Annotated in this window: 18 protein-coding genes; 15 read left to right on the plus strand and 3 right to left on the minus strand. The window is 38.5% G+C overall.

Translation table 11 applies throughout. The annotated features are described in order from the left end of the window. Positions 1-99 precede the first annotated feature (99 nt). The 3 genes from NST66_RS05925 (at position 100) to NST66_RS05935 (ending at position 1,343) form a co-directional block, all read left to right on the plus strand. Positions 100-414, plus strand: coding sequence for a hypothetical protein (locus NST66_RS05925; protein ID WP_013056168.1), 315 nt, complete (start codon positions 100-102; stop codon positions 412-414). Positions 415-544: 130 nt separating this feature from the next. Further along, the gene (locus NST66_RS05930; RefSeq protein WP_013056169.1) at positions 545-1,006 is read left to right on the plus strand and encodes a divergent PAP2 family protein; all 462 of its coding nucleotides are present in this window, start codon (positions 545-547) and stop codon (positions 1,004-1,006) included. Positions 1,007-1,067: 61 nt separating this feature from the next. Next, complete coding sequence (locus NST66_RS05935) at positions 1,068-1,343, plus strand: DUF6123 family protein (RefSeq protein ID WP_013082383.1); 276 nt, start codon at positions 1,068-1,070, stop codon at positions 1,341-1,343. 6 nt (positions 1,344-1,349) lie between these two features. Here NST66_RS05935 and NST66_RS05940 read toward each other — a convergent pair whose 3' ends face one another. Continuing rightward, the gene (locus NST66_RS05940) at positions 1,350-1,748 is read right to left on the minus strand and encodes a reverse transcriptase-like protein (protein WP_033578453.1); all 399 of its coding nucleotides are present in this window, start codon (positions 1,746-1,748) and stop codon (positions 1,350-1,352) included. 219 nt (positions 1,749-1,967) lie between these two features. Here NST66_RS05940 and NST66_RS05945 point away from each other — a divergent pair, with 219 nt between their 5' ends. The 3 genes from NST66_RS05945 to NST66_RS05955 are packed head-to-tail and all read left to right on the plus strand — an operon-like array spanning position 1,968 to position 3,162. Next, entirely contained in the window at positions 1,968-2,621 is a 654-nt protein-coding gene (locus NST66_RS05945) for a ribonuclease H family protein (RefSeq protein WP_034266558.1), read from the plus strand. Positions 2,622-2,650: 29 nt separating this feature from the next. Further along, on the plus strand, positions 2,651-2,833 hold the full coding sequence (locus tag NST66_RS05950; RefSeq protein WP_013056173.1) for a zinc-finger domain-containing protein: 183 nt from the start codon (positions 2,651-2,653) through the stop codon (positions 2,831-2,833). A gap of 56 nt (positions 2,834-2,889) precedes the next feature. Next, positions 2,890-3,162 carry a DUF2564 family protein gene (locus tag NST66_RS05955; protein WP_028414030.1) on the plus strand — a complete coding sequence of 91 codons (273 nt, stop codon included), beginning with the start codon at positions 2,890-2,892 and terminating at the stop codon, positions 3,160-3,162. Between the two features lie 59 nt (positions 3,163-3,221). On the opposite strand, the gene cspD is transcribed toward NST66_RS05955, so the two are convergent. After that, on the minus strand, positions 3,222-3,425 hold the full coding sequence (cspD, locus tag NST66_RS05960) for a cold-shock protein CspD (protein ID WP_013056175.1): 204 nt from the start codon (positions 3,423-3,425) through the stop codon (positions 3,222-3,224). A 275-nt stretch (positions 3,426-3,700) separates the two neighbouring features. Between cspD and NST66_RS05965 the strand changes: the two genes are divergently transcribed. From NST66_RS05965 to NST66_RS05975, 3 genes are all read left to right on the plus strand, one after another. Continuing rightward, positions 3,701-3,988 carry a hypothetical protein gene (locus tag NST66_RS05965; protein ID WP_028414029.1) on the plus strand — a complete coding sequence of 96 codons (288 nt, stop codon included), beginning with the start codon at positions 3,701-3,703 and terminating at the stop codon, positions 3,986-3,988. A gap of 302 nt (positions 3,989-4,290) precedes the next feature. Then, complete coding sequence (locus NST66_RS05970; RefSeq protein WP_028414028.1) at positions 4,291-5,532, plus strand: MFS transporter; 1,242 nt, start codon at positions 4,291-4,293, stop codon at positions 5,530-5,532. A 167-nt stretch (positions 5,533-5,699) separates the two neighbouring features. Beyond that, positions 5,700-9,905, plus strand: a complete 4,206-nt coding sequence (locus NST66_RS05975) for a tetratricopeptide repeat protein (protein WP_340843202.1) — start codon at positions 5,700-5,702, stop codon at positions 9,903-9,905. 30 nt (positions 9,906-9,935) lie between these two features. Here the strand turns inward: NST66_RS05975 and NST66_RS05980 are convergent, their stop codons facing one another. Further along, entirely contained in the window at positions 9,936-11,231 is a 1,296-nt protein-coding gene (locus NST66_RS05980) for a purine/pyrimidine permease (protein WP_034266563.1), read from the minus strand. Between the two features lie 252 nt (positions 11,232-11,483). Here NST66_RS05980 and NST66_RS05985 point away from each other — a divergent pair, with 252 nt between their 5' ends. The 6 genes from NST66_RS05985 (at position 11,484) to NST66_RS06010 (ending at position 17,895) form a co-directional block, all read left to right on the plus strand. Continuing rightward, positions 11,484-12,308, plus strand: a complete 825-nt coding sequence (locus tag NST66_RS05985) for a M55 family metallopeptidase (protein ID WP_049163694.1) — start codon at positions 11,484-11,486, stop codon at positions 12,306-12,308. A gap of 14 nt (positions 12,309-12,322) precedes the next feature. Further along, a complete protein-coding gene (locus NST66_RS05990; RefSeq protein WP_080963405.1) occupies positions 12,323-13,252 on the plus strand; it encodes an ABC transporter permease in 930 nt (309 codons plus the stop codon). Then, positions 13,236-14,192: an ABC transporter permease gene (locus tag NST66_RS05995; RefSeq protein ID WP_340843756.1), complete on the plus strand. Its 957-nt coding sequence runs from the start codon at positions 13,236-13,238 to the stop codon at positions 14,190-14,192. Before NST66_RS05990 ends, NST66_RS05995 begins: the two co-directional genes overlap by 17 nt. Positions 14,193-14,196: 4 nt before the next feature. Beyond that, positions 14,197-15,195, plus strand: coding sequence for an ABC transporter ATP-binding protein (locus NST66_RS06000; RefSeq protein WP_028414022.1), 999 nt, complete (start codon positions 14,197-14,199; stop codon positions 15,193-15,195). 23 nt (positions 15,196-15,218) lie between these two features. Continuing rightward, the gene (locus tag NST66_RS06005; RefSeq protein WP_182029472.1) at positions 15,219-16,862 is read left to right on the plus strand and encodes a peptide ABC transporter substrate-binding protein; all 1,644 of its coding nucleotides are present in this window, start codon (positions 15,219-15,221) and stop codon (positions 16,860-16,862) included. Between the two features lie 88 nt (positions 16,863-16,950). After that, positions 16,951-17,895, plus strand: a complete 945-nt coding sequence (locus NST66_RS06010; RefSeq protein ID WP_034266565.1) for a S66 peptidase family protein — start codon at positions 16,951-16,953, stop codon at positions 17,893-17,895. The last annotated feature ends 12 nt before the right edge of the window (positions 17,896-17,907 follow it).

A 17,907-nucleotide genomic window follows, 5' to 3' on the forward strand; every position in this document is an offset into this window, starting at 1 on the left:
TAAGCTCTGGTGTTTTTACCTTAATTTGAACAGGATATGACGTGCCGCTTGATCCATACTAATAGTGTACCAACGAGGTACAAATAGGAGGAGATAGCGATGGGTCGTCAAAAATTAGGTAATAAAAATGCGCAAGCGAATAACAATGCAAAGCATAATTATAACCAAGAGTTCTCTTCTGAGTTTAAAGCAAATCAGGCTCAAAAAGCAAAGCGTGCAAAAAGTGCAAATGACACTTATGCTGGGGAGTTTGCTTCTGAGTTCAACGTGCAACAAAACCAAAATAATTCTGTTAACAAGAAGTTAGAAGCTAATAAAAGTGCAAATAATCAATATGGACAAGAATTCGGCTCTTATGCTGAAGTTGAATCTGCCAAAATGAATAATGCTGCACAAAAAAAGCGTAAAAAATAACAGAACTGTTTCCAAAAACGCCGGGATTAGTCTGCTCTGTCAGCAGATTAGCCCGGCGTTTTTTGTTGGGCAATATTTGCTTGGGTACAAGATGTCAATCCATCGCAAACTATAGATGAGGTGAAGCAATATGAATAAAGGAATTGTCATTGCTCTTTCATCAATCGGTTTAGCACAAGCTTTAAAAATCCCAATTAAAAAGTATCAAACAGGAAAATGGGATATGCGGATGATTGCTGCGTCGGGTGGAATGCCAAGCTCTCATTCAGCCGGCGTATCTTCTTTGGCTACCTATGTAGCATTAAAAAGAGGTGTTTCTACGATTGACTTTGCGTTAGCATCTGTTTTTGGAATTATTGTGATGTACGATGCACAAGGAATTCGAAGGCAGACTGGCGAAATTACTATTAAAGTGAATACGTTAGATGAAGAAATTGAAAAGCTTGCGGGTCTTCCAGACGGAGGCTTTCACGATTTGACGGAACAGCGCTTGAAAGAAATGCTTGGTCATCAGCCAGAAGAAGTGATTGGCGGAGCCATTTTAGGAGTAGCACTTGGAGCAATTGGCTATTTTTTAGAAGGGAAATCATAGTCAAATAGCCAAAAGTAAGCTAAGATAAAGAAGAACCTTTGCAAAAGGATGGGACGAAAAAGTGACAAAAACAGCTCAAACCGTTGAAGAGTATCTTCTTTATCTTGAAGAAAAAGGCTTTCATTTAGCAGAAGATGCACGTGGATTTATTTCATTTGGTCAGCAGTATACGCGTGCAGCTGACGAGATGGTCATATTTACAATTGAATGGACACTAAAAGTACAAAAAGAATTTGACGGCAGTTTTTTTGTATCGCTCCTCGAGAATTTGACATCAAATCGTATTAGCAATCAAAAACAAGCCATTCAATATTTAAAGTCATCAGGTATGATTTAAGCAGGATTACATTCCTGCTTCTTTTTGATTAATGGCTTGTCTGGCCAGCTGATCAGCACCTGCATTTTGAGAGCTAGGGATCCACTTTATAAAAAATAAATCAAATTGACTGGACAATTTGAGGGCTTCTTCCAGTAAAGGAGCAAACGCTTTATTTTTAACGTATTCTTGGTTCATTGCGCGGTCTACTAGCTGAGAGTCTGTTCGAAAAGATACGCTCGTATACTTTTTTTCTAAACAAATTTTTAATGCATGAAGAAGTGCATGGTACTCTGCTTCATGATTTGTCATTGTCCCAAGAGCAATAGCGTAACGATGATGTTCACCATTTCCTTTAATTAAAATACCAGCTCCAGAAGGACCAGGATTGCCAGCAGTGGCTCCGTCTATATAAACTTCAATCATCATACAGCCTCCTTGTTAAAACAATATAAGCTTAAACCATGTTTTTTCATCAATAGTATTGTATCATAAGTACTTCAGCTATTTTATATTAGCACGTATAAACGCTAAAATCCGCTTATTAGGTAAGAAAACTGTCATGAAAAGACATAATAGAAGATAAAATACAAAAAAGCAGAAAAAGTGTTGAATTCAAAATTGCTGATGAAAGGAATGCTCGTTATGAATTTCCAAATTGAATGGCATTATAAATCCTCGAAACATAAACAGTTAATTTTCACATCCGATTTCACAGATGCGAATGAGGCGCTAATGATTGTGGGTGATTTAGAAAAAACAGGTCGAACGAAGGAAATTTTTCTACTTGATGAGCAGCAGCAAAAATGGACTGTAAAAGAAGCGAAAAAGCTCTTACAGGAAGTACAGACAGAGCCTCACGATATTGTGGCATATTTTGACGGAGGCTATGAGCATGATACGCTTTTAGCGGGGCTTGGGGCTGTGATTTATTTTAAACAGAACAACCAGTCTTACCGAATACGACGAAACTCAAGACTGCAAGAGATAGAATCAAATAATGAGGCAGAGTATGCTGCTTTTTATTATTTAATACAAGAGCTTGAGGAACTTGGTGTTCATCATATACCGGTAACGTTTAGAGGTGACTCTCAGGTTGTATTAAATCAGCTTGCAGGGGAGTGGCCCTGTTTCGAAGAAGAGTTTAATCGGTACTTAGATCGAATAGAAGATAAAATGCAGGAACTTGGTATCCGACCGGTATATGAGCCTATTTCAAGGAAGGAAAATGAAGAGGCCGACCAGCTTGCGACTCAAGCTCTTCAAGGGATACCAATTGCTAGCAGGAAGCAAGTGTAACACACAGAACGAAATGGAGATGAACGAGAGTGGAACGTAAACAATTATTAGAAGAAGTAACGGAGTTATTGGATTACTACTGTAGTGATTGTTTTGTAAAAAAAACGTTTAACAAAGAAAAGGGCAAAACATACGCTCAGACGTTTTGTATTAAAGAGTGTACCGTAGGAGAAAAGATTAAGCAGTATGGAGATTTGCTGACTAAAAAGTAAGCGTGTATAATTTGTCGGCAGCAGCTTCATTCTATCCATATGGAGGTGTTCTTTCAATGGATAAGTTTTCAAATGAAGAAGTAACAACAGGATATAATGATTTAAAGCAAGTAGAAGTGTCCATTCAATCTGCTCAAAAGATGATTGGGACAGCTACGATGAGTATGAGTCCTCAGCAGCTTGAAGAGGCAACGAATGCGCTTAATGATGCAAAAGCACAGCTTCAATCTGCCAAAGCTCATGGCACAGGAGTAGACGAGCAATTTCTTCAGCAGTGCATGCAGTCTATTCAAACATGTGACCAGCAGCTTACTGAGGCCAAACGCTAGGTATAACAAAAAAGAGACTCGGAAAAGAGTCTCTTTTACTATAAAATAAAAAGATCTATTTATGATAGCTTAGTGACATTAGCGGCTTGTGGGCCTCTATTGCCTTCTACAATTTCAAAAGATACCTCTTGTCCTTCTTCCAAGGATTTATAACCTTCGCTTTGGATGGCAGAAAAATGTACAAATACGTCGCTTCCGCCTTCAACTTCAATAAAGCCATAGCCTTTTTCATTGTTGAACCATTTTACTTTACCATTTTGCATAACTTGAATCCCCCTAGTACTGTGCAGCATCATGCTGCTGAAACTCGAATTATCATTTCCAATAGAGGTAAATGATTGTTTATATTATATAATAAGAAGAAATAAAATTTCAATATTAAAATTTAACTTTTCTGAAAATTAAATTTTATTTAACGTGGATATAGTCTATTTTTAATAAAAAAATTTCTTGTGAGATGAAAAATAACTGAAAATTTAGTTTATAATAAAAGTATAGTCAGCATAATTTTAACGCGGTGATAAGGAGTGGGTCGTGTATGTATCGTACACAAATAAATGGAAAAGAAATCATTTTGTTATTTTCAACGCTCGAAGCAGCAAAGAGCCGCAGCAGCCTAGAGAAAGAACAAATTTATAAGCGCGTATTGCATTTAAACGAGCAGCTGTTAATGTTTCAAAATGGAACAAGCTTCACCATTGGTGATCCGTTAGGATTAATTGTAGCTCAAGTGAAAAAAAGCGATTTGACAACCATATATATCGAACATATTATTGATAAACAGTTTATGTATGATGGAGATGGTCATCGAGGTGAAGTAGTGTAATAAGATGACGCCTATATATGAAGAAGCGTACGGAGATACTCGTACGCTTCTTCATATATGGGATTAAAAACATGTGTTTTTACAAGTATTAACAAGAATAAATAACAAAGTTCAATAAATTAAAGAAGAACAGTGAAACCATGAATAGCAATTACCTTTTTAGCTAAAAAATATAGATACACATCATCTTATGTAATGAGATAGTTAAGCTTTGAAATCAATGAACACGAGAAGTTTTATAAAGCTTAAATTGAAAAACGTGTGATTGTGACGTTAATTAGAAGTAAGGTTTGGAGGACGCTATGGAAAGTAGAAAAAAATTGGATTTACTTGCTCTTGCTTCTGTGCCACTTATCATGACCCTCGGAAATTCAATGTTAATTCCGGTGTTGCCGGTGATTGAAAAACGTCTACAGATAAGCTCGCTGCAGGTATCCATGATTATCACGGTCTACTCAATTTTCGCTATTTTTTTAATCCCGATTGCTGGTTATTTATCAGATCGATTTGGCCGCAAGAAAATTATTATTCCTAGTTTGCTGCTTGCTGCAGTAGGAGGGGCTTTAACAGGCTGGGCTTCATGGCAAATGGCCAATCCATTCTGGGTTATTTTAATTGGCCGCGCGATTCAAGGAATAGGTTCAGCAGGGGCTATGCCTGTTGTGATGCCTTGTGTAGGAGATATGTTCAAAGACGAGCAAGAAATTACAAAAGGACTAGGTTTAATTGAAACAGCCAATACGTTTGGGAAAGTACTAAGCCCAATACTGGGAGCTTTTTTAGCGGCTATGATTTGGTTTCTTCCTTTTTGGTTCATTCCTATTCTTTGCCTTATTTCGATTCTTTTAGTTATCTTTTTAGTAAAAGTTCCGAAAAATGATAGTTCTTCTGAATCTGAACAAAAAAAGAAAAGTATCACGCAGTTTTTGAAGGATTTGAAGAAGACGCTCAAAGAAAATATTGGATGGCTTATGGCTATTTTTATTTTAGGCGCCATTATTATGCTTGTATTATTCGGGGTTTTATTTTACCTATCGACCATACTAGAGGAGCGTTATCATATTGTGAATACGAAAAAAGGCTTGGTAATGGCTATTCCTTTGCTCGCTTTATCTATTTCTTCTTTTGTAGCGGGGAAAAAAGTTGGCAACAATAAAATCGTTATGAAGTGGTCTGCTTTTTTTGGCTTTTTATTGTTAACATGTTCTTTCATCATTTTATTTTTTAATACGTCTCTTTTTAGTATTTTACTCACTTTAGTGCTTGGTGGAATTGGAATTGGAGCAGCTCTTCCCAGTCTTGATGCACTTATTACAGAAGGAATTGAAAAGGAAGAGAGAGGAACCATTACGTCTCTTTACAGTTCGATGCGCTTTGTCGGAGTAGCAGCTGGGCCTCCTCTTTATACATTGCTTATGAAGTGGTCGGACATGGCTGTGTTCCAAACGTCTCTAGGGGTTAGTGCAGTAGGTGCCATTTTAGTTTTAAAAGCTATCAAACCAAAACCTGAAGGCGGCGTAAAACTGAAGAAAGCTGAAGTGTGATTTTACGGAGCTGTCTTATGATAAAAGACAGCTCTTTGCTATTTAAAGACCCGTCAATATGCTTAAATTTATATTGTGTCTAGAAAAAATCCTTGAAATTTCTTATACTTCAATTTATAGACAGCAGATGTAATAGTTCTTATTTTATTGAATAAGGTGGTTTTGAATTGAGTATAAATTATCAGAAATTAAAAAGCATGGTGGATCATTATCAAATATTTGATCTTGTAGCGTATATAACAGAAGAAGTACAAAGCCTTCAACCAAAGAGCCTTGCGGGGATTGTGAAAGAATGGTTGACACACTTACAAACAGAAGAAGAGCTGTACGAGCTTATCCGCTTTTGTGATGAGGCTTTATTAAATCGTTTAAGCCGAATGTTAACGACATATGGCTATCGTCGATTTGGCTCGATTCGAATGGTGACTCTTTATTGCGATGATCTCCTGCGCGAAGGCAAGATACTTGACGCTGATGATAGACTTTCTTTATTAATTTCTCAGCTGGATACGGAATCAGTTAAAAAGGAACAGCTTGAGAAAATCTATTTTTTAAAGGTAAGAATTCTTTTAGAAATGAAACAAGTGGATGAAGCTTCTAAGTGGATGAAACAAGTAACGTCACATAACCAAAAGGGTATGGCTGACAGATGGGGCTATTTTTATTTGCAGCTCAACGACAGAATGAAAGCTGAAGCCTGCTTAAAAGAAGGAACGGCATATAAGGAGAATGGAGATTTTTGCTATGCAATGCTAGCGGACTTATATGCGTACGAAGGGAAGCATGAACAAGCGCTTGAAACAATTAACGAGGCTATTGTTCGCTATCCACAGCTTCCGTCTTTATATATGGATAAAGTCATGCGATTAAAAGATTTAAAAGAGTATTCTCTCTTGCTTGAAACGATTGAATTTATCGACTCAAAGTTACCCTATCACGATTATCAAGATTTTTTTACGCTGCTGCGCGCCGACATTTATTTTGAACAGCAGCAGCAATCTCAGCTTATGCATCTGCTCTCGACCAAGCGATGTTTAAAAGATTCACCTTATCAAAAATTAATCGGAAAGCATACAGACGATAAATTCAGTACAATCAAGCTTCCGATTGTACCCATCGTTCAAAAAGATAATTATTGCGTGCCAGCCAGTATGAGTATGATGTTAAGGCTTTTACATACCGAAAAAACACAGGATGAGATTGGAACGCGTATTTACGGCGGCTTAGGATCCAAATTATCAACTGCGGTGAGCTACTTTGAATCTCTTGGCTTTGCAGCGATGTTTTTCACAGGCACAGTTGAACAGTTTAAAGAACTATTAGACAAAGGGCTGCCTATTTTGGTCAGTCTGGAATTTGAACAAGCTTCCCACGTTCAAGTTGTATTTGGCTACGATGATGAACTTGAAATTTTCCATGTACAAGATGCTAATTTTCTAAGTCCAACATATGTAGAATATAAAAATTTTGATCAGCATTACGCTAATTCGGGGTTTTTATCAATTGTTGCTTCTAAAGCGGCAGCGGATCTCGCTTCACTTTCTAAAGAGCAAGATGAGTTTATCCGTCAGCTGTATGACTTAATCGAACTAGTTGAAGCGGATGAAGAGGCCCACATTAACGATCTCGTTTCTTTATTAAAAGCAAATGAGCATGTTCCATTTTCCACTATTTACAGTATGAAGCATTTGTACAGAAAAGAGCATGAAGCCTATATTCGTACGTGTATTAATCATGTGTTAGAGAAATATAGCAATCATGATTATCTTAAGCTTCACGCCGCATATGCCTTTTTTAAACTTGACGACAGTAAGGGAGCATCTTCCTTGTTACACCACATAGATAACAAAAAGCATAGCTCTTTTTATCACTATCTTAAAGGAAGAATTGCGCTGGATGAAGAGAAATATGATGAGGCTGTTGAAGCACTGCGCAGCTCGCTGCAATTAGACGTAGAGCAGCATTTGAACTGGAGCTATCTAGCACTTGCATACATGTACCAGGGAAACCTCGAAAAGGCTTTTGAATGCTCGACTATTTCCTTAAATATGTATAGTGATGAATCTTATACACAAATCAATCACGGACTTATTTTAATGGAGAAAGAAAGATACGCAGAAGCCAGAAATCTTTTCGACGCGTTATTAAAGGAAAACCCAAAAGATGCGCACAGCTGGTTTGAAAGAGCCCGTTGTGATGAACATTTAAAAAAGTTTCGTAAAGCTTACCGGGGGTTTCAAGTAGCTAAACAGCTTTTGCCGACTGTTCCTTATCCATATCTTTCGATAGCTGATTTGCTACAATATCAACTAGAAAAAACGGACGAAGCTGAAAGCTATCTCAAAGAAGGCATGAAGCATCTACCGGGCGACATGACAATTCGAGGAAGACTAGGCGATTTATACGTCGCGAATCAAAGGTACGAAGAAGCTATTGCTCTGTATAAAGAAGGCTTAAAAATAGAGGAAGATGCCCTTATGTATTTGGGGTTATCTTATGCGTATTTAGAAACAGGTGAACATTTAACGGCCGTTGATACGCTCACGCTTATTGCGCAGAAGTTTTCATCGAACAGCGACGTCATGTTGGATGCAGGCAGCATGCTTTTAGATGCAGCAAAACAAAAGGAGCTAGACAATCAAACGTTAGAGTTTGGATTTGCTCTTTATGAAGAAGGAATTCATTTTGCTCAAACAGCGTTAGATGAAGTGTTAGAAGCATATACGGGTTATTTAGAAGACACGGCGTTATTGACTCGTGGAATTAAGTTTTTAACTGCAGAACATCAAGAGCACCCTAATGAGATTTTGTACATGTGCTATTTAGGCATATTATACGAACAGGTCAAGCAGCTAACAAAAAGTGAGAAGCTTTATCATCAAGCGCTTCGTATCAAGCAAGATGCTTTGCCATATTATCGGTTAGGTGAAATATATCAATCAATGAATCGCATCACTGAAGCAAAAGAGGCCTTCCAAAAGTGCTTAACTCTTGATAAAACATTTGAAGCCGCTTGTATGAAGCTTGCCGAAATGGCTTGTGAAGAACAAAATCGAACGGCTGAAAGAAATTGGCTGCTTCAATGGATACAGCTGAATCCTATGGAAGTAAACGTTGAGCACGTAGCTTCACTTTGTGAAACAGAGAAAGAGTATGAAGAGCTGTTAGAGGTATTAAAGAGCGTAGAGGAAATTGTGCTACCTCAATGGCTCGCTGACAGCCAGGCTCATGTGTATCGTCTAAAAGGAGACATTTCACAGGCTGAAGCGTATCTAGAGAAGGCTCTTGAACTAGATCCACAGAATCCTGCTATTCGCCATCATCAGGCAAAATGGCTCATCATGGAACAGAGATATGAAGAAGCTAGAAAAGTTCTTACAGAGTTGCTAAGTGAGGATCCGGAAGATTACGCTCTATTTCAAACATTCATGTCTAGCTTTCCAAATGGAAAAAAACTGTCCGGGCTTACGGCAGATTTAAAAAAGATAAAAATGGAAAAACAAAGCAAAAGTTTGTTATTTAAAAACGCAGCCGAGGCTTTAAATGAGTATGCCGATTCGGTCGTAGAAGAGCAGCAAGGATCTATCTTCAAACGAAGCTTAGCAAAATTCAAAGCAAAAGCAAAAACGGTTACGCTGCTTGGCTTAACGATTGAATTGTATGAACTTGCCATAAAAACGGATCGAAATAATAAAGAGGCTGTGCATGCATTTGCGGCTTTTTACGAAGAGAAAGGGTTGATTGAAGATAGCATCACCGTGCTGAAAAAATCGCTGCATCAAAGCTGGGATTTTGATGTTGCCTATCATTTAGCCAATATACTCGTTAATATCCAAGAAAATGAACAGGCTGCACATGAAGCGCTAAACTTAGTTCAAAAACTTCTCAAACAGCAGCCAAATCATATAGATTTGCAGATATACCGAGCATTTATTTTGAGTAACCTTGAAGAGGTAGAAAAATCAGAGGCTGCTTTTCAAGAATTACTTCAGCAGGAGATTTATCAGCCTGACATATATGCAGGACTAGCAAAACTGTATAATAAAACGGAACGTTATCATGAAACTGTTCAGCTTCTTCAAAAAGCAATTGAACAGCATCAAGAGTATGAAGGAATGTATACCGATTTAGGTATCGCGTATCATTTAGAAGGTGAAACAGAAGCAGCAGCTTCGCTTATGATAACCAGAGTAGAAAGTGGAGACGAAGATCTTTTTACTCGCTATAACTTGGCATGCTACCTAGCTGTTCTTGGAAAAACTGCCTCTGCTCAGGAAGAGTTGGATTATGTTTTAGCGCACGATGAAACGGGAGAATTTTATGAAATGGCTATGGAAGACGATGAACTAAAAGGATTAACGGTAAAAAGGTAAAAAAAGAAGCTGAGTTTCAGCTTCTTTTTTTTATCCCTCTTTTGCATCTTGTCTTTTCAACGAAAGTGATTCGAAAATTTCCAGTGCAAGAATGATAATGGTACCAAGAACTAATCCATTGCTTAAAAACGTAGTAACTAAAGGAGGAAGTGTTGAAAAAGCTTGAGAAGGCAAAAACATAACCCCTATCCCCGACAGCAGCGCAATACCTGCTTTTTTCATTGCTTTTTCGGGCTGTTTGGCATGCTTGAATTCTCCAATTCCAAGAGCCATCATACCTGTAAAAACAGGAAAGATTGCCGCGTATCCGACGGCAGGAGGAAGAGCGGACATAATGGATGTTAAAGGGGTAAAGATACTCAGAAAAAGCAAAAGACACGATGCTACAATAAAAGGAACTCGGCTATAAATATTTGTAGCTGAAATAAATCCACCGGAACCTGAAATAGGAACGGCACCGACACCTGAAAACAATCCTCCAAGCAGCTGGCTTATACCCGAAACCATCCCGGAACGTTTAATATTGTCTTTTTCAATTTTTTCTCCTTTGTGTTTATAAACAGACTCAACAACACGAATAGAAGCGAGCATGTTTGTAATTAAAATGAGTGTTACAAAAAAAGCAGTAACAACCATATTCCATTCAACGCGAGGAGCTCCGAATACAAACACTTTAGGTATGTAAAATAACTGCGCCTGAAATTCGATAGGTTTAGCTAACCCTAACATTGCAAATACTCCCCAGCCTACACCAATACTAATAATAATGCTGAGTTTATTTAACGTCCGGTGTGATAATAAATAAAAAGTCAGCAGCAAAATCGCAGCTGAAGTCAGCGCAATTGGAAGTTTAATAGCTGAATTCGTTTCTGTAATGCCAAACATTCCTTTTAAAAAGGAACCGCTGAGCTGCGTCACTAATAAAATTAAATATGTACCGGTAACCGTTGGAGTAAAGTATTTTGCTAGTTTATCAATGAGACCAAACAGGCTCATTAAAATAGCAATTATCCCGCTTATAAGAAGGGTGAACTGCAGCACGCGAAGCGTTTCGGAGTGAGAACCAAACAGAACGGTTCCAAGACTCGCATACAGAGAAAAGACGCCCCACCAAACGCCAGCTGGCCCTTCCATGATTGGGTATTTATGCCCTATAAATACCTGCAAGAGCCCGGATAAAGCCAAAATAAATAACGTTCGCTGTAAAAATTGAATAGAATCTGCTGCGTTTAAATGAAACTGAGAAGCAATTACAATAGGAACAATCATACTATTAGAAATCATAAATAAAAACCATTGTAGCGAAGCAATGGAAACTCGAAACATTCTTAACACCTCAATTAATGCCGACGAGCGGCTGAATGAACCAACAGGTTGCTCTATTATTTTACCATGGGATTTCCAATTTGTAAGCGATATCTTGTTAAAAGGATGACGAGTAAAATGTCAAAAGATTCAATATATTGTTGTAAAAAGAAGAAAGATAATTTATAATTTTCTTACAATTATAAATTATAAACATAAGAATAATTTATAATGAACTGACTAACAGTCAAGGAAGGGGGAGGGATAAGACAAATGAAACTATACCTGTCGGTTGATATGGAAGGAATTACGGGACTCGTCGATCACACAAATGTTCTGCGAGAGAAAGAGAATTATGAAAGAAGCCGCAAAATAATGACGGATGAAGCGAATGCAGTCATTTATGCAGGGTTTAGAGAAAAGTGCTCAGAAGTTGTGGTAAATGACAGTCATTCGAGTATGAATAATCTCCTTGTTGAACGGCTTCATCCAGAAACTCAGCTTATTTCAGGAAGCGTAAAACCATATTCAATGGTACAGGGATTAGATCAGACTTTTGATGGTGCTATATTTCTAGGGTATCATGCTAAAGCATCCATGCCTGGTGTCATGTCTCATTCAATGATATTTGGTGCTCGCAATATGTACATAGACGATATGAATATTGGAGAGTTAGGCTTCAACGCATACGTCGCAGGCTATTACGGCGTGCCAGTTTTAATGGTAGCTGGTGATGACCAAACGGCGCTGGAAGCACAGCAGCTTATTCCAAACGTGACGACTGCTATCGTCAAACAGGCCATTTCACGTTCTGCAGCCAAAACATTAACCCCTAAGAAAGCAGAACAATTACTTCAAGAAAAAACAGCCGCAGCTATTCAGCACAAACACCTTGTTAAACCTTTAATTCCACCTAAACACCCAACCTTACGAATAGAATTTGCAAATTATGGTCAAGCAGAGTGGGCGCATTTAATGCCGGGCACAGAAATTGAACCTGAAACGACGACCGTTCGGTTTCAAGCAAAAGATATTTTAGAAGCTTATCAGGCCATGCTTGTTATGACTGAATTAGCTACGCGCACAACATTCTGTTAGAAGGTGGGATAAAGGTGAAAAGTTATATTTTAAAGCGATTTTTATCCATGCTTGTTACGCTGTGGGTAATTGTGACCTTAACCTTCTTTTTAATGCATTCGATTCCTGGATCTCCATTTAATGAAGAACGAGCGACAAGCGATGCAGTTCAAAAAAACCTGGAATCATTTTATCACTTAGATGAGCCGCTAGTTGTGCAATATGTTCTTTATTTGAAATCCATTGTTACCTTTGACTTTGGTCCTTCTATTAAACAGCCGTCTCAAACGGTTAACGACCTTTTAGGAAGAGGGTTTCCCGTGTCATTTGAACTTGGAATGGTGACGTTAATTCTTGCGGTGATTTCCGGTATTACACTAGGCATTATCGCTGCTCTTAGAAGAAACGGAATAATTGATTACATTGCGATGAGCATAGCAGTTATCGGATTGTCGATTCCAAATTTTGTTATGGCCACGTTGTTAATTCAACAGCTTTCTGTTAATTTTAAAATTTTACCCGCTGCTACGTGGACGAGCCCTTTACATATGATTCTTCCGACTCTAGCTCTTGCCACAGGTCCTATGGCTATTATTGCACGTTTGACTCGCTCAAGCATGATAGAAGTACTGACTCAAGATTATATTCGAACAGCGCGTGCAAAAGGGCTTTCGCCAATGAAAATTGTATTTAAACACGCGCTTAGAAATGCTTTAATGCCTGTTATAACAGTTCTTGGAACGATTGCAGCCAGCGTATTAACTGGCACATTTGTTATTGAACAAGTCTTTGCTATTCCTGGCATGGGGAAATATTTTGTGGACAGTATTAATACGAGAGACTACCCCGTAATTATGGGCACTACGGTCTTTTACAGTTCGATTCTCATCATTATGCTTTTTTTAGTAGACATTGCTTACGGAATACTTGATCCACGAATCAAACTGTATAAGAAGGAGGGATAACGTGCTGGAAAAACAGGAGTATAAGCAAATTCCTGATGAGTGGTTTACGCCAAAGAAAAAAAAGAAATCTGAAGCCGAAGCAGTTGTAAGGCCGAGTCTTTCTTATTGGCATGATGCATGGCGCAGGCTTGTAAAAAACAAGTTGGCCATGCTGGGTCTCTTTTTTTTAGTCATCCTCGTTATGATGGCTATATTCGGTCCTATGTTTTCACCCTACAGCGTAACGAAAGCCTCTTTTACAGAGCAAAACCTTCCTCCTTCAGCTAGTCATTGGTTTGGAACGGATGACTTAGGCAGAGATATGTACACTCGGACATGGTACGGGGCTAGAATCTCTTTATTTGTAGGGCTGATGGCAGCGCTTATTGATTTTATCATCGGTGTCATTTACGGGGGCTTCTCAGGCTATAAAGGAGGAAAAACAGATAATGTCATGATGCGCGTAATTGAAATTTTATACGGTCTTCCTTATTTATTAGTGGTAATTTTACTAATGGTAGTCATGGGACCCGGGCTTTCTACGATTATTGTGGCACTTTCCGTTACAGGTTGGATCGGGATGGCGAGAATTGTACGGGGGCAAGTATTGCAAATAAAAAACTATGAATACGTGCTTGCATCCAAAACGTTTGGAACAAAAACAAGCCGTATCATTAAGCGAAACCTGCTTCCAAATACGATGGGACCGATTATCGTTCAAATGACACTAACCGTACCAACTGCCATTTTTGCTGAAGCTTTTTTAAGCTTTTTAGGGCTGGGTGTACAGGCTCCTTATGCGAGCTGGGGAGTAATGGCAAACGATGGTTTATCAACGATTCTATCAGGCTATTGGTGGCGTTTGTTTTTTCCCGCGTTTTTTATTTCTCTTACCATGTTTGCTTTTAATGTCCTTGGAGACGGACTGCAAGATGCACTTGATCCGAAATTAAGGAGGTAAGCAAATGGAAAAAATAATCCGAATCAAAAACTTACACGTACAGTTTTCAACTTACGGAGGGCAAGTTCAAGCTGTAAGAGGCGTTAGTTTTGATTTACATAAAGGAGAAACCCTAGCGATTGTAGGAGAGTCAGGTTGCGGAAAAAGCGTAACATCTCAAAGTATCATGAGGTTAATTCCAACACCTCCGGGCAGGATCACAAGCGGCTCTATTTTATTTAAAGACCAGGATTTAACAAAACTATCAGAAAAGAAAATGCGAGACATTCGAGGCGCTGATATTTCGATGATTTTTCAGGATCCTATGACTGCGCTTAATCCAACTCTTCGCGTAGGTGAGCAAATTGCAGAAAATATTATGCAACATGAAAACATTTCAAAAGAAAAAGCCAAAGAAAAAGCATTTGAAATGCTGGAGCTAGTCGGAATTCCAAATCCTAAAGAACGCCTAAAGCAATATCCTCATGAATTTAGCGGGGGAATGAGACAGCGTATTGTCATTGCAATGGCCCTTGTATGCAACCCCGAAGTGCTAATTGCTGATGAACCTACCACAGCCCTTGACGTCACGATACAGGCGCAGATTTTAGAATTATTTAAGGATATTCAGCAGAAAACGGATGTCTCCATTGTTTTAATTACCCATGATTTAGGTGTAGTTGCTCAGGTAGCTGACCGTGTTGCCGTAATGTATGCAGGAAAGATTGTAGAAATTGGAACAAGAAGAGACATCTTTTATACGCCGCAGCATCCGTATACAAAAGGATTGCTGCGTTCAGTTCCTCGGTTAGATCTATACGAAAGTGAGCTTGTGCCTATTGCAGGCTCACCTCCCGATTTATTTGCACCTCCATCTGGATGTTCGTTCGCACCTCGCTGTCCTTACGTAATGGAAGTGTGTGATCGCATGTATCCTACGTCGACAAAGCTGAAAGAAAGTCACCAAGTGCACTGCTGGCTTCAAGATGAGAGAGCCCAAAAATTTGTAACAACTATAAGCTAGATTTATAGATGAATAGCGAACTTATGAAAGAGGGGAAAATGATGAAAAAAATAGGGTCTTTACTAATGATGTGTGTACTTATATTTGCACTTGCTGCCTGTACGGCCACAAAAGATTCAGGCGCGGAGCCAGAAAAGAAAAGCAGTACAGCAAAAGAAGACGGTAAGGTCCTTTATATGAATAATGGCGCAGAACCTACGTCTTTTGATCCGCCTATTGGGTTTGATTCATATTCATGGAATATGCTTAATAACTTAATGGAGGGGCTGACTCGTTTAGGAAAAAGCGATGAGCCTGAAGGAGCAATGGCCGAGAAATGGGATATTTCTGACGATAAAAAAGTCTATACATTTCATTTGCGAAAAGATGCTAAATGGTCAAATGGAGATGACGTAAAAGCAAGTGATTTTGTGTTTGCATGGAAGAGGCTGTTAGATCCTAAGACTGGTTCTCCAGCGGCGTTTTTAGGCTATTTCATTCAAGGTGGAGAAGAATTTAATACGGGTAAAGGCAGTGCTGATCAAGTAGGAGTCAAAGCGCTAGATGACAAAACTTTTGAAGTTACGCTTAAAAGTCCGCAAGCCTATTTCTTAAGCGTAGTTTCCAATCCAGCGTTTTTTCCAATTAATGAAAAAATAGCAACAAAAAATCCGAAATGGTTTGCAGAAGCAGATTCGTTTGTTGCTAATGGTCCTTTCAAATTAACTCAATGGAAGCATAACAGTAATCTAGTAATGGAAAGAAACGATCAGTACTGGGATGCTAAAAATGTAAAGCTCGATAAGGTAAAATGGGCAATTGTTGAAAATACAAACACAGAATACCAAATGTATCAAAATGGAGAACTAGATGTTTCTGAAATTCCATCGGATTTAAGTGAAAAGCTGTTGAAAGATGGAGATGTTCATATCGAAGACCAAGCGGGAACTTACTTCTATCGCTTTAACTTAGATAAAGAGCCCTTTCAAAACAAAAATATCCGTAAAGCATTCGCAATGGCTGTAGATCAAGATCAAATTGTTAATTTTGTTACAAAAAATAAAGAAAAACCAGCTCGCGGGTTTGTATCATACGGATTTAAAGATGCAGATGGAAAGGATTTCCGTAAAACAGGCGGCGACTTACTAAAAACAGATGGCAAAGAAGCAAAAGCACTTCTGAAAAAAGGAATGAAAGAAGAAGGATATAAAAAGCTGCCAGCTATTACGCTAACATACAGTACAGACGATACACATAAAAAAATAGCAGAAGCACTTCAGCAAATGTTCAAAGAAAATCTAGGTGTAGATGTGAAGCTTGCCAATATGGAATGGAATGTTTTCCAAGAAGAACAAAAAGCGTTAAAGTTTCAGCTGTCACGAAGTTCGTTTTTAGCTGATTATGCAGATCCAATCAACTTTTTAGAGAGCTTCCAGACGGGTCATTCAATGAACCGTACAGCTTGGAGCAATAAAGAATATGATAAGTTAATTAAACAAGCTATGAATGAAACTGATAATAAAAAACGTTTTGAGCTTATGTATAAAGCAGAAGGTATTTTATTTGATGAGATGCCGATCATTCCTATTCATTTCTACAACTATGTGTTTTTAATAAAAGATAACGTATCTGGAATTGTTCGTCATCCTGTTGGCTATTTAGATTTGAAGTGGGCAGATAAACAGTAAAGTGGAACTTTTCGTCAGAGGGGATTTCAATTCCCTTCTGACCCAAGTTTCACTTTCTTCATTTCTTTACACAAAAGGAGTGTAGCAAATGATCAAACCAAAACGATTAAAAAAAGGTGATACAGTAGCTGTTATTGCACCTGCTAGTCCGCCTAATCAGCACAATCTAAAAAAAGGACTAGAATATTTGAAGGAAATAGGATTAAACGTAGTAACGGGTGCGCATTTATATAAAAAAAACGGGTACTTGGCAGGGACTGATGAACAGCGAGCAGCCGATATACATGCGATGTTTGCCAATAAGGAAGTAAAGGCAATTATCTGTGCATGCGGAGGGTACGGGACTGCTAGGCTTGCCTCGCAATTAAACTACAATTTAATTAAGCAAAACCCAAAGATTTTTTGGGGATATAGCGATATTACGTTTTTACATACCGCTATTCATCAGCGCACAGGTTTGGTTACCTTTCACGGGCCAATGCTTTCGTCGGATATCGGAAAAGAAGATGTTCATATAGAGACGAAGCAAGCTTTTTATCAATTATTTTCTCACCGTTCTTTTTACTATACGGATCAAATTAGCCCGCTCGACACTATTTGTGAAGGAGAAGCAACTGGTCAGCTGATAGGAGGAAATCTGACTTTGCTCGTGAGCACGCTTGGCACTCCATTTGAACTAGATACGAAAAATAAAATTTTATTTATTGAAGATATTGACGAAGAGCCGTATGAAATTGACCGCATGATGACACAGCTGTATATGGCCAATAAACTGCAGGATGCAGCGGGAATTCTTATCGGAGATTTCCATAACTGCTATCCTAAAAAACGTACAGAGTCGCTTTCACTAGAAGAGGCATTAACAAGTTACCTGACTTCTTTAAAAAAGCCTGTTATGAGAGGGTTTCGCATCGGGCATTGCTCGCCTCAAACAGCTGTGGGAATTGGAAGTTATGCCACGATGTCGACTTATGAACGAATGGTGGAATTTGAATCCGGTATTACATTACCAAAAGATAAAGTCGAACGCTGAAGGTTAAACCTG

This window comes from Priestia sp. FSL W8-0524, from assembly GCF_038005965.1.
In the GTDB taxonomy this organism is placed as follows: domain Bacteria; phylum Bacillota; class Bacilli; order Bacillales; family Bacillaceae_H; genus Priestia; species Priestia zanthoxyli.

What these genes read in the sequence shown, in the direction of transcription:
- NST66_RS06010 (WP_034266565.1), top strand. Translation starts at nt 16,951, where the DNA reads ATGATCAAACCAAAACGATTAAAAAAAGGTGATACAGTAGCTGTTATT.
- NST66_RS06000 (WP_028414022.1), top strand. Translation starts at nt 14,197, where the DNA reads ATGGAAAAAATAATCCGAATCAAAAACTTACACGTACAGTTTTCAACT.
- NST66_RS05955 (WP_028414030.1), top strand. Translation starts at nt 2,890, where the DNA reads ATGGATAAGTTTTCAAATGAAGAAGTAACAACAGGATATAATGATTTA.
- NST66_RS05940 (WP_033578453.1), bottom strand. Translation starts at nt 1,748, where the DNA reads ATGATTGAAGTTTATATAGACGGAGCCACTGCTGGCAATCCTGGTCCT.
- NST66_RS05925 (WP_013056168.1), top strand. Translation starts at nt 100, where the DNA reads ATGGGTCGTCAAAAATTAGGTAATAAAAATGCGCAAGCGAATAACAAT.
- NST66_RS05970 (WP_028414028.1), top strand. Translation starts at nt 4,291, where the DNA reads ATGGAAAGTAGAAAAAAATTGGATTTACTTGCTCTTGCTTCTGTGCCA.
- NST66_RS06005 (WP_182029472.1), top strand. Translation starts at nt 15,219, where the DNA reads ATGAAAGAGGGGAAAATGATGAAAAAAATAGGGTCTTTACTAATGATG.
- NST66_RS05980 (WP_034266563.1), bottom strand. Translation starts at nt 11,231, where the DNA reads ATGTTTCGAGTTTCCATTGCTTCGCTACAATGGTTTTTATTTATGATT.
- NST66_RS05930 (WP_013056169.1), top strand. Translation starts at nt 545, where the DNA reads ATGAATAAAGGAATTGTCATTGCTCTTTCATCAATCGGTTTAGCACAA.
- cspD (WP_013056175.1), bottom strand. Translation starts at nt 3,425, where the DNA reads ATGCAAAATGGTAAAGTAAAATGGTTCAACAATGAAAAAGGCTATGGC.
- NST66_RS05985 (WP_049163694.1), top strand. Translation starts at nt 11,484, where the DNA reads ATGAAACTATACCTGTCGGTTGATATGGAAGGAATTACGGGACTCGTC.
- NST66_RS05945 (WP_034266558.1), top strand. Translation starts at nt 1,968, where the DNA reads ATGAATTTCCAAATTGAATGGCATTATAAATCCTCGAAACATAAACAG.
- NST66_RS05965 (WP_028414029.1), top strand. Translation starts at nt 3,701, where the DNA reads ATGTATCGTACACAAATAAATGGAAAAGAAATCATTTTGTTATTTTCA.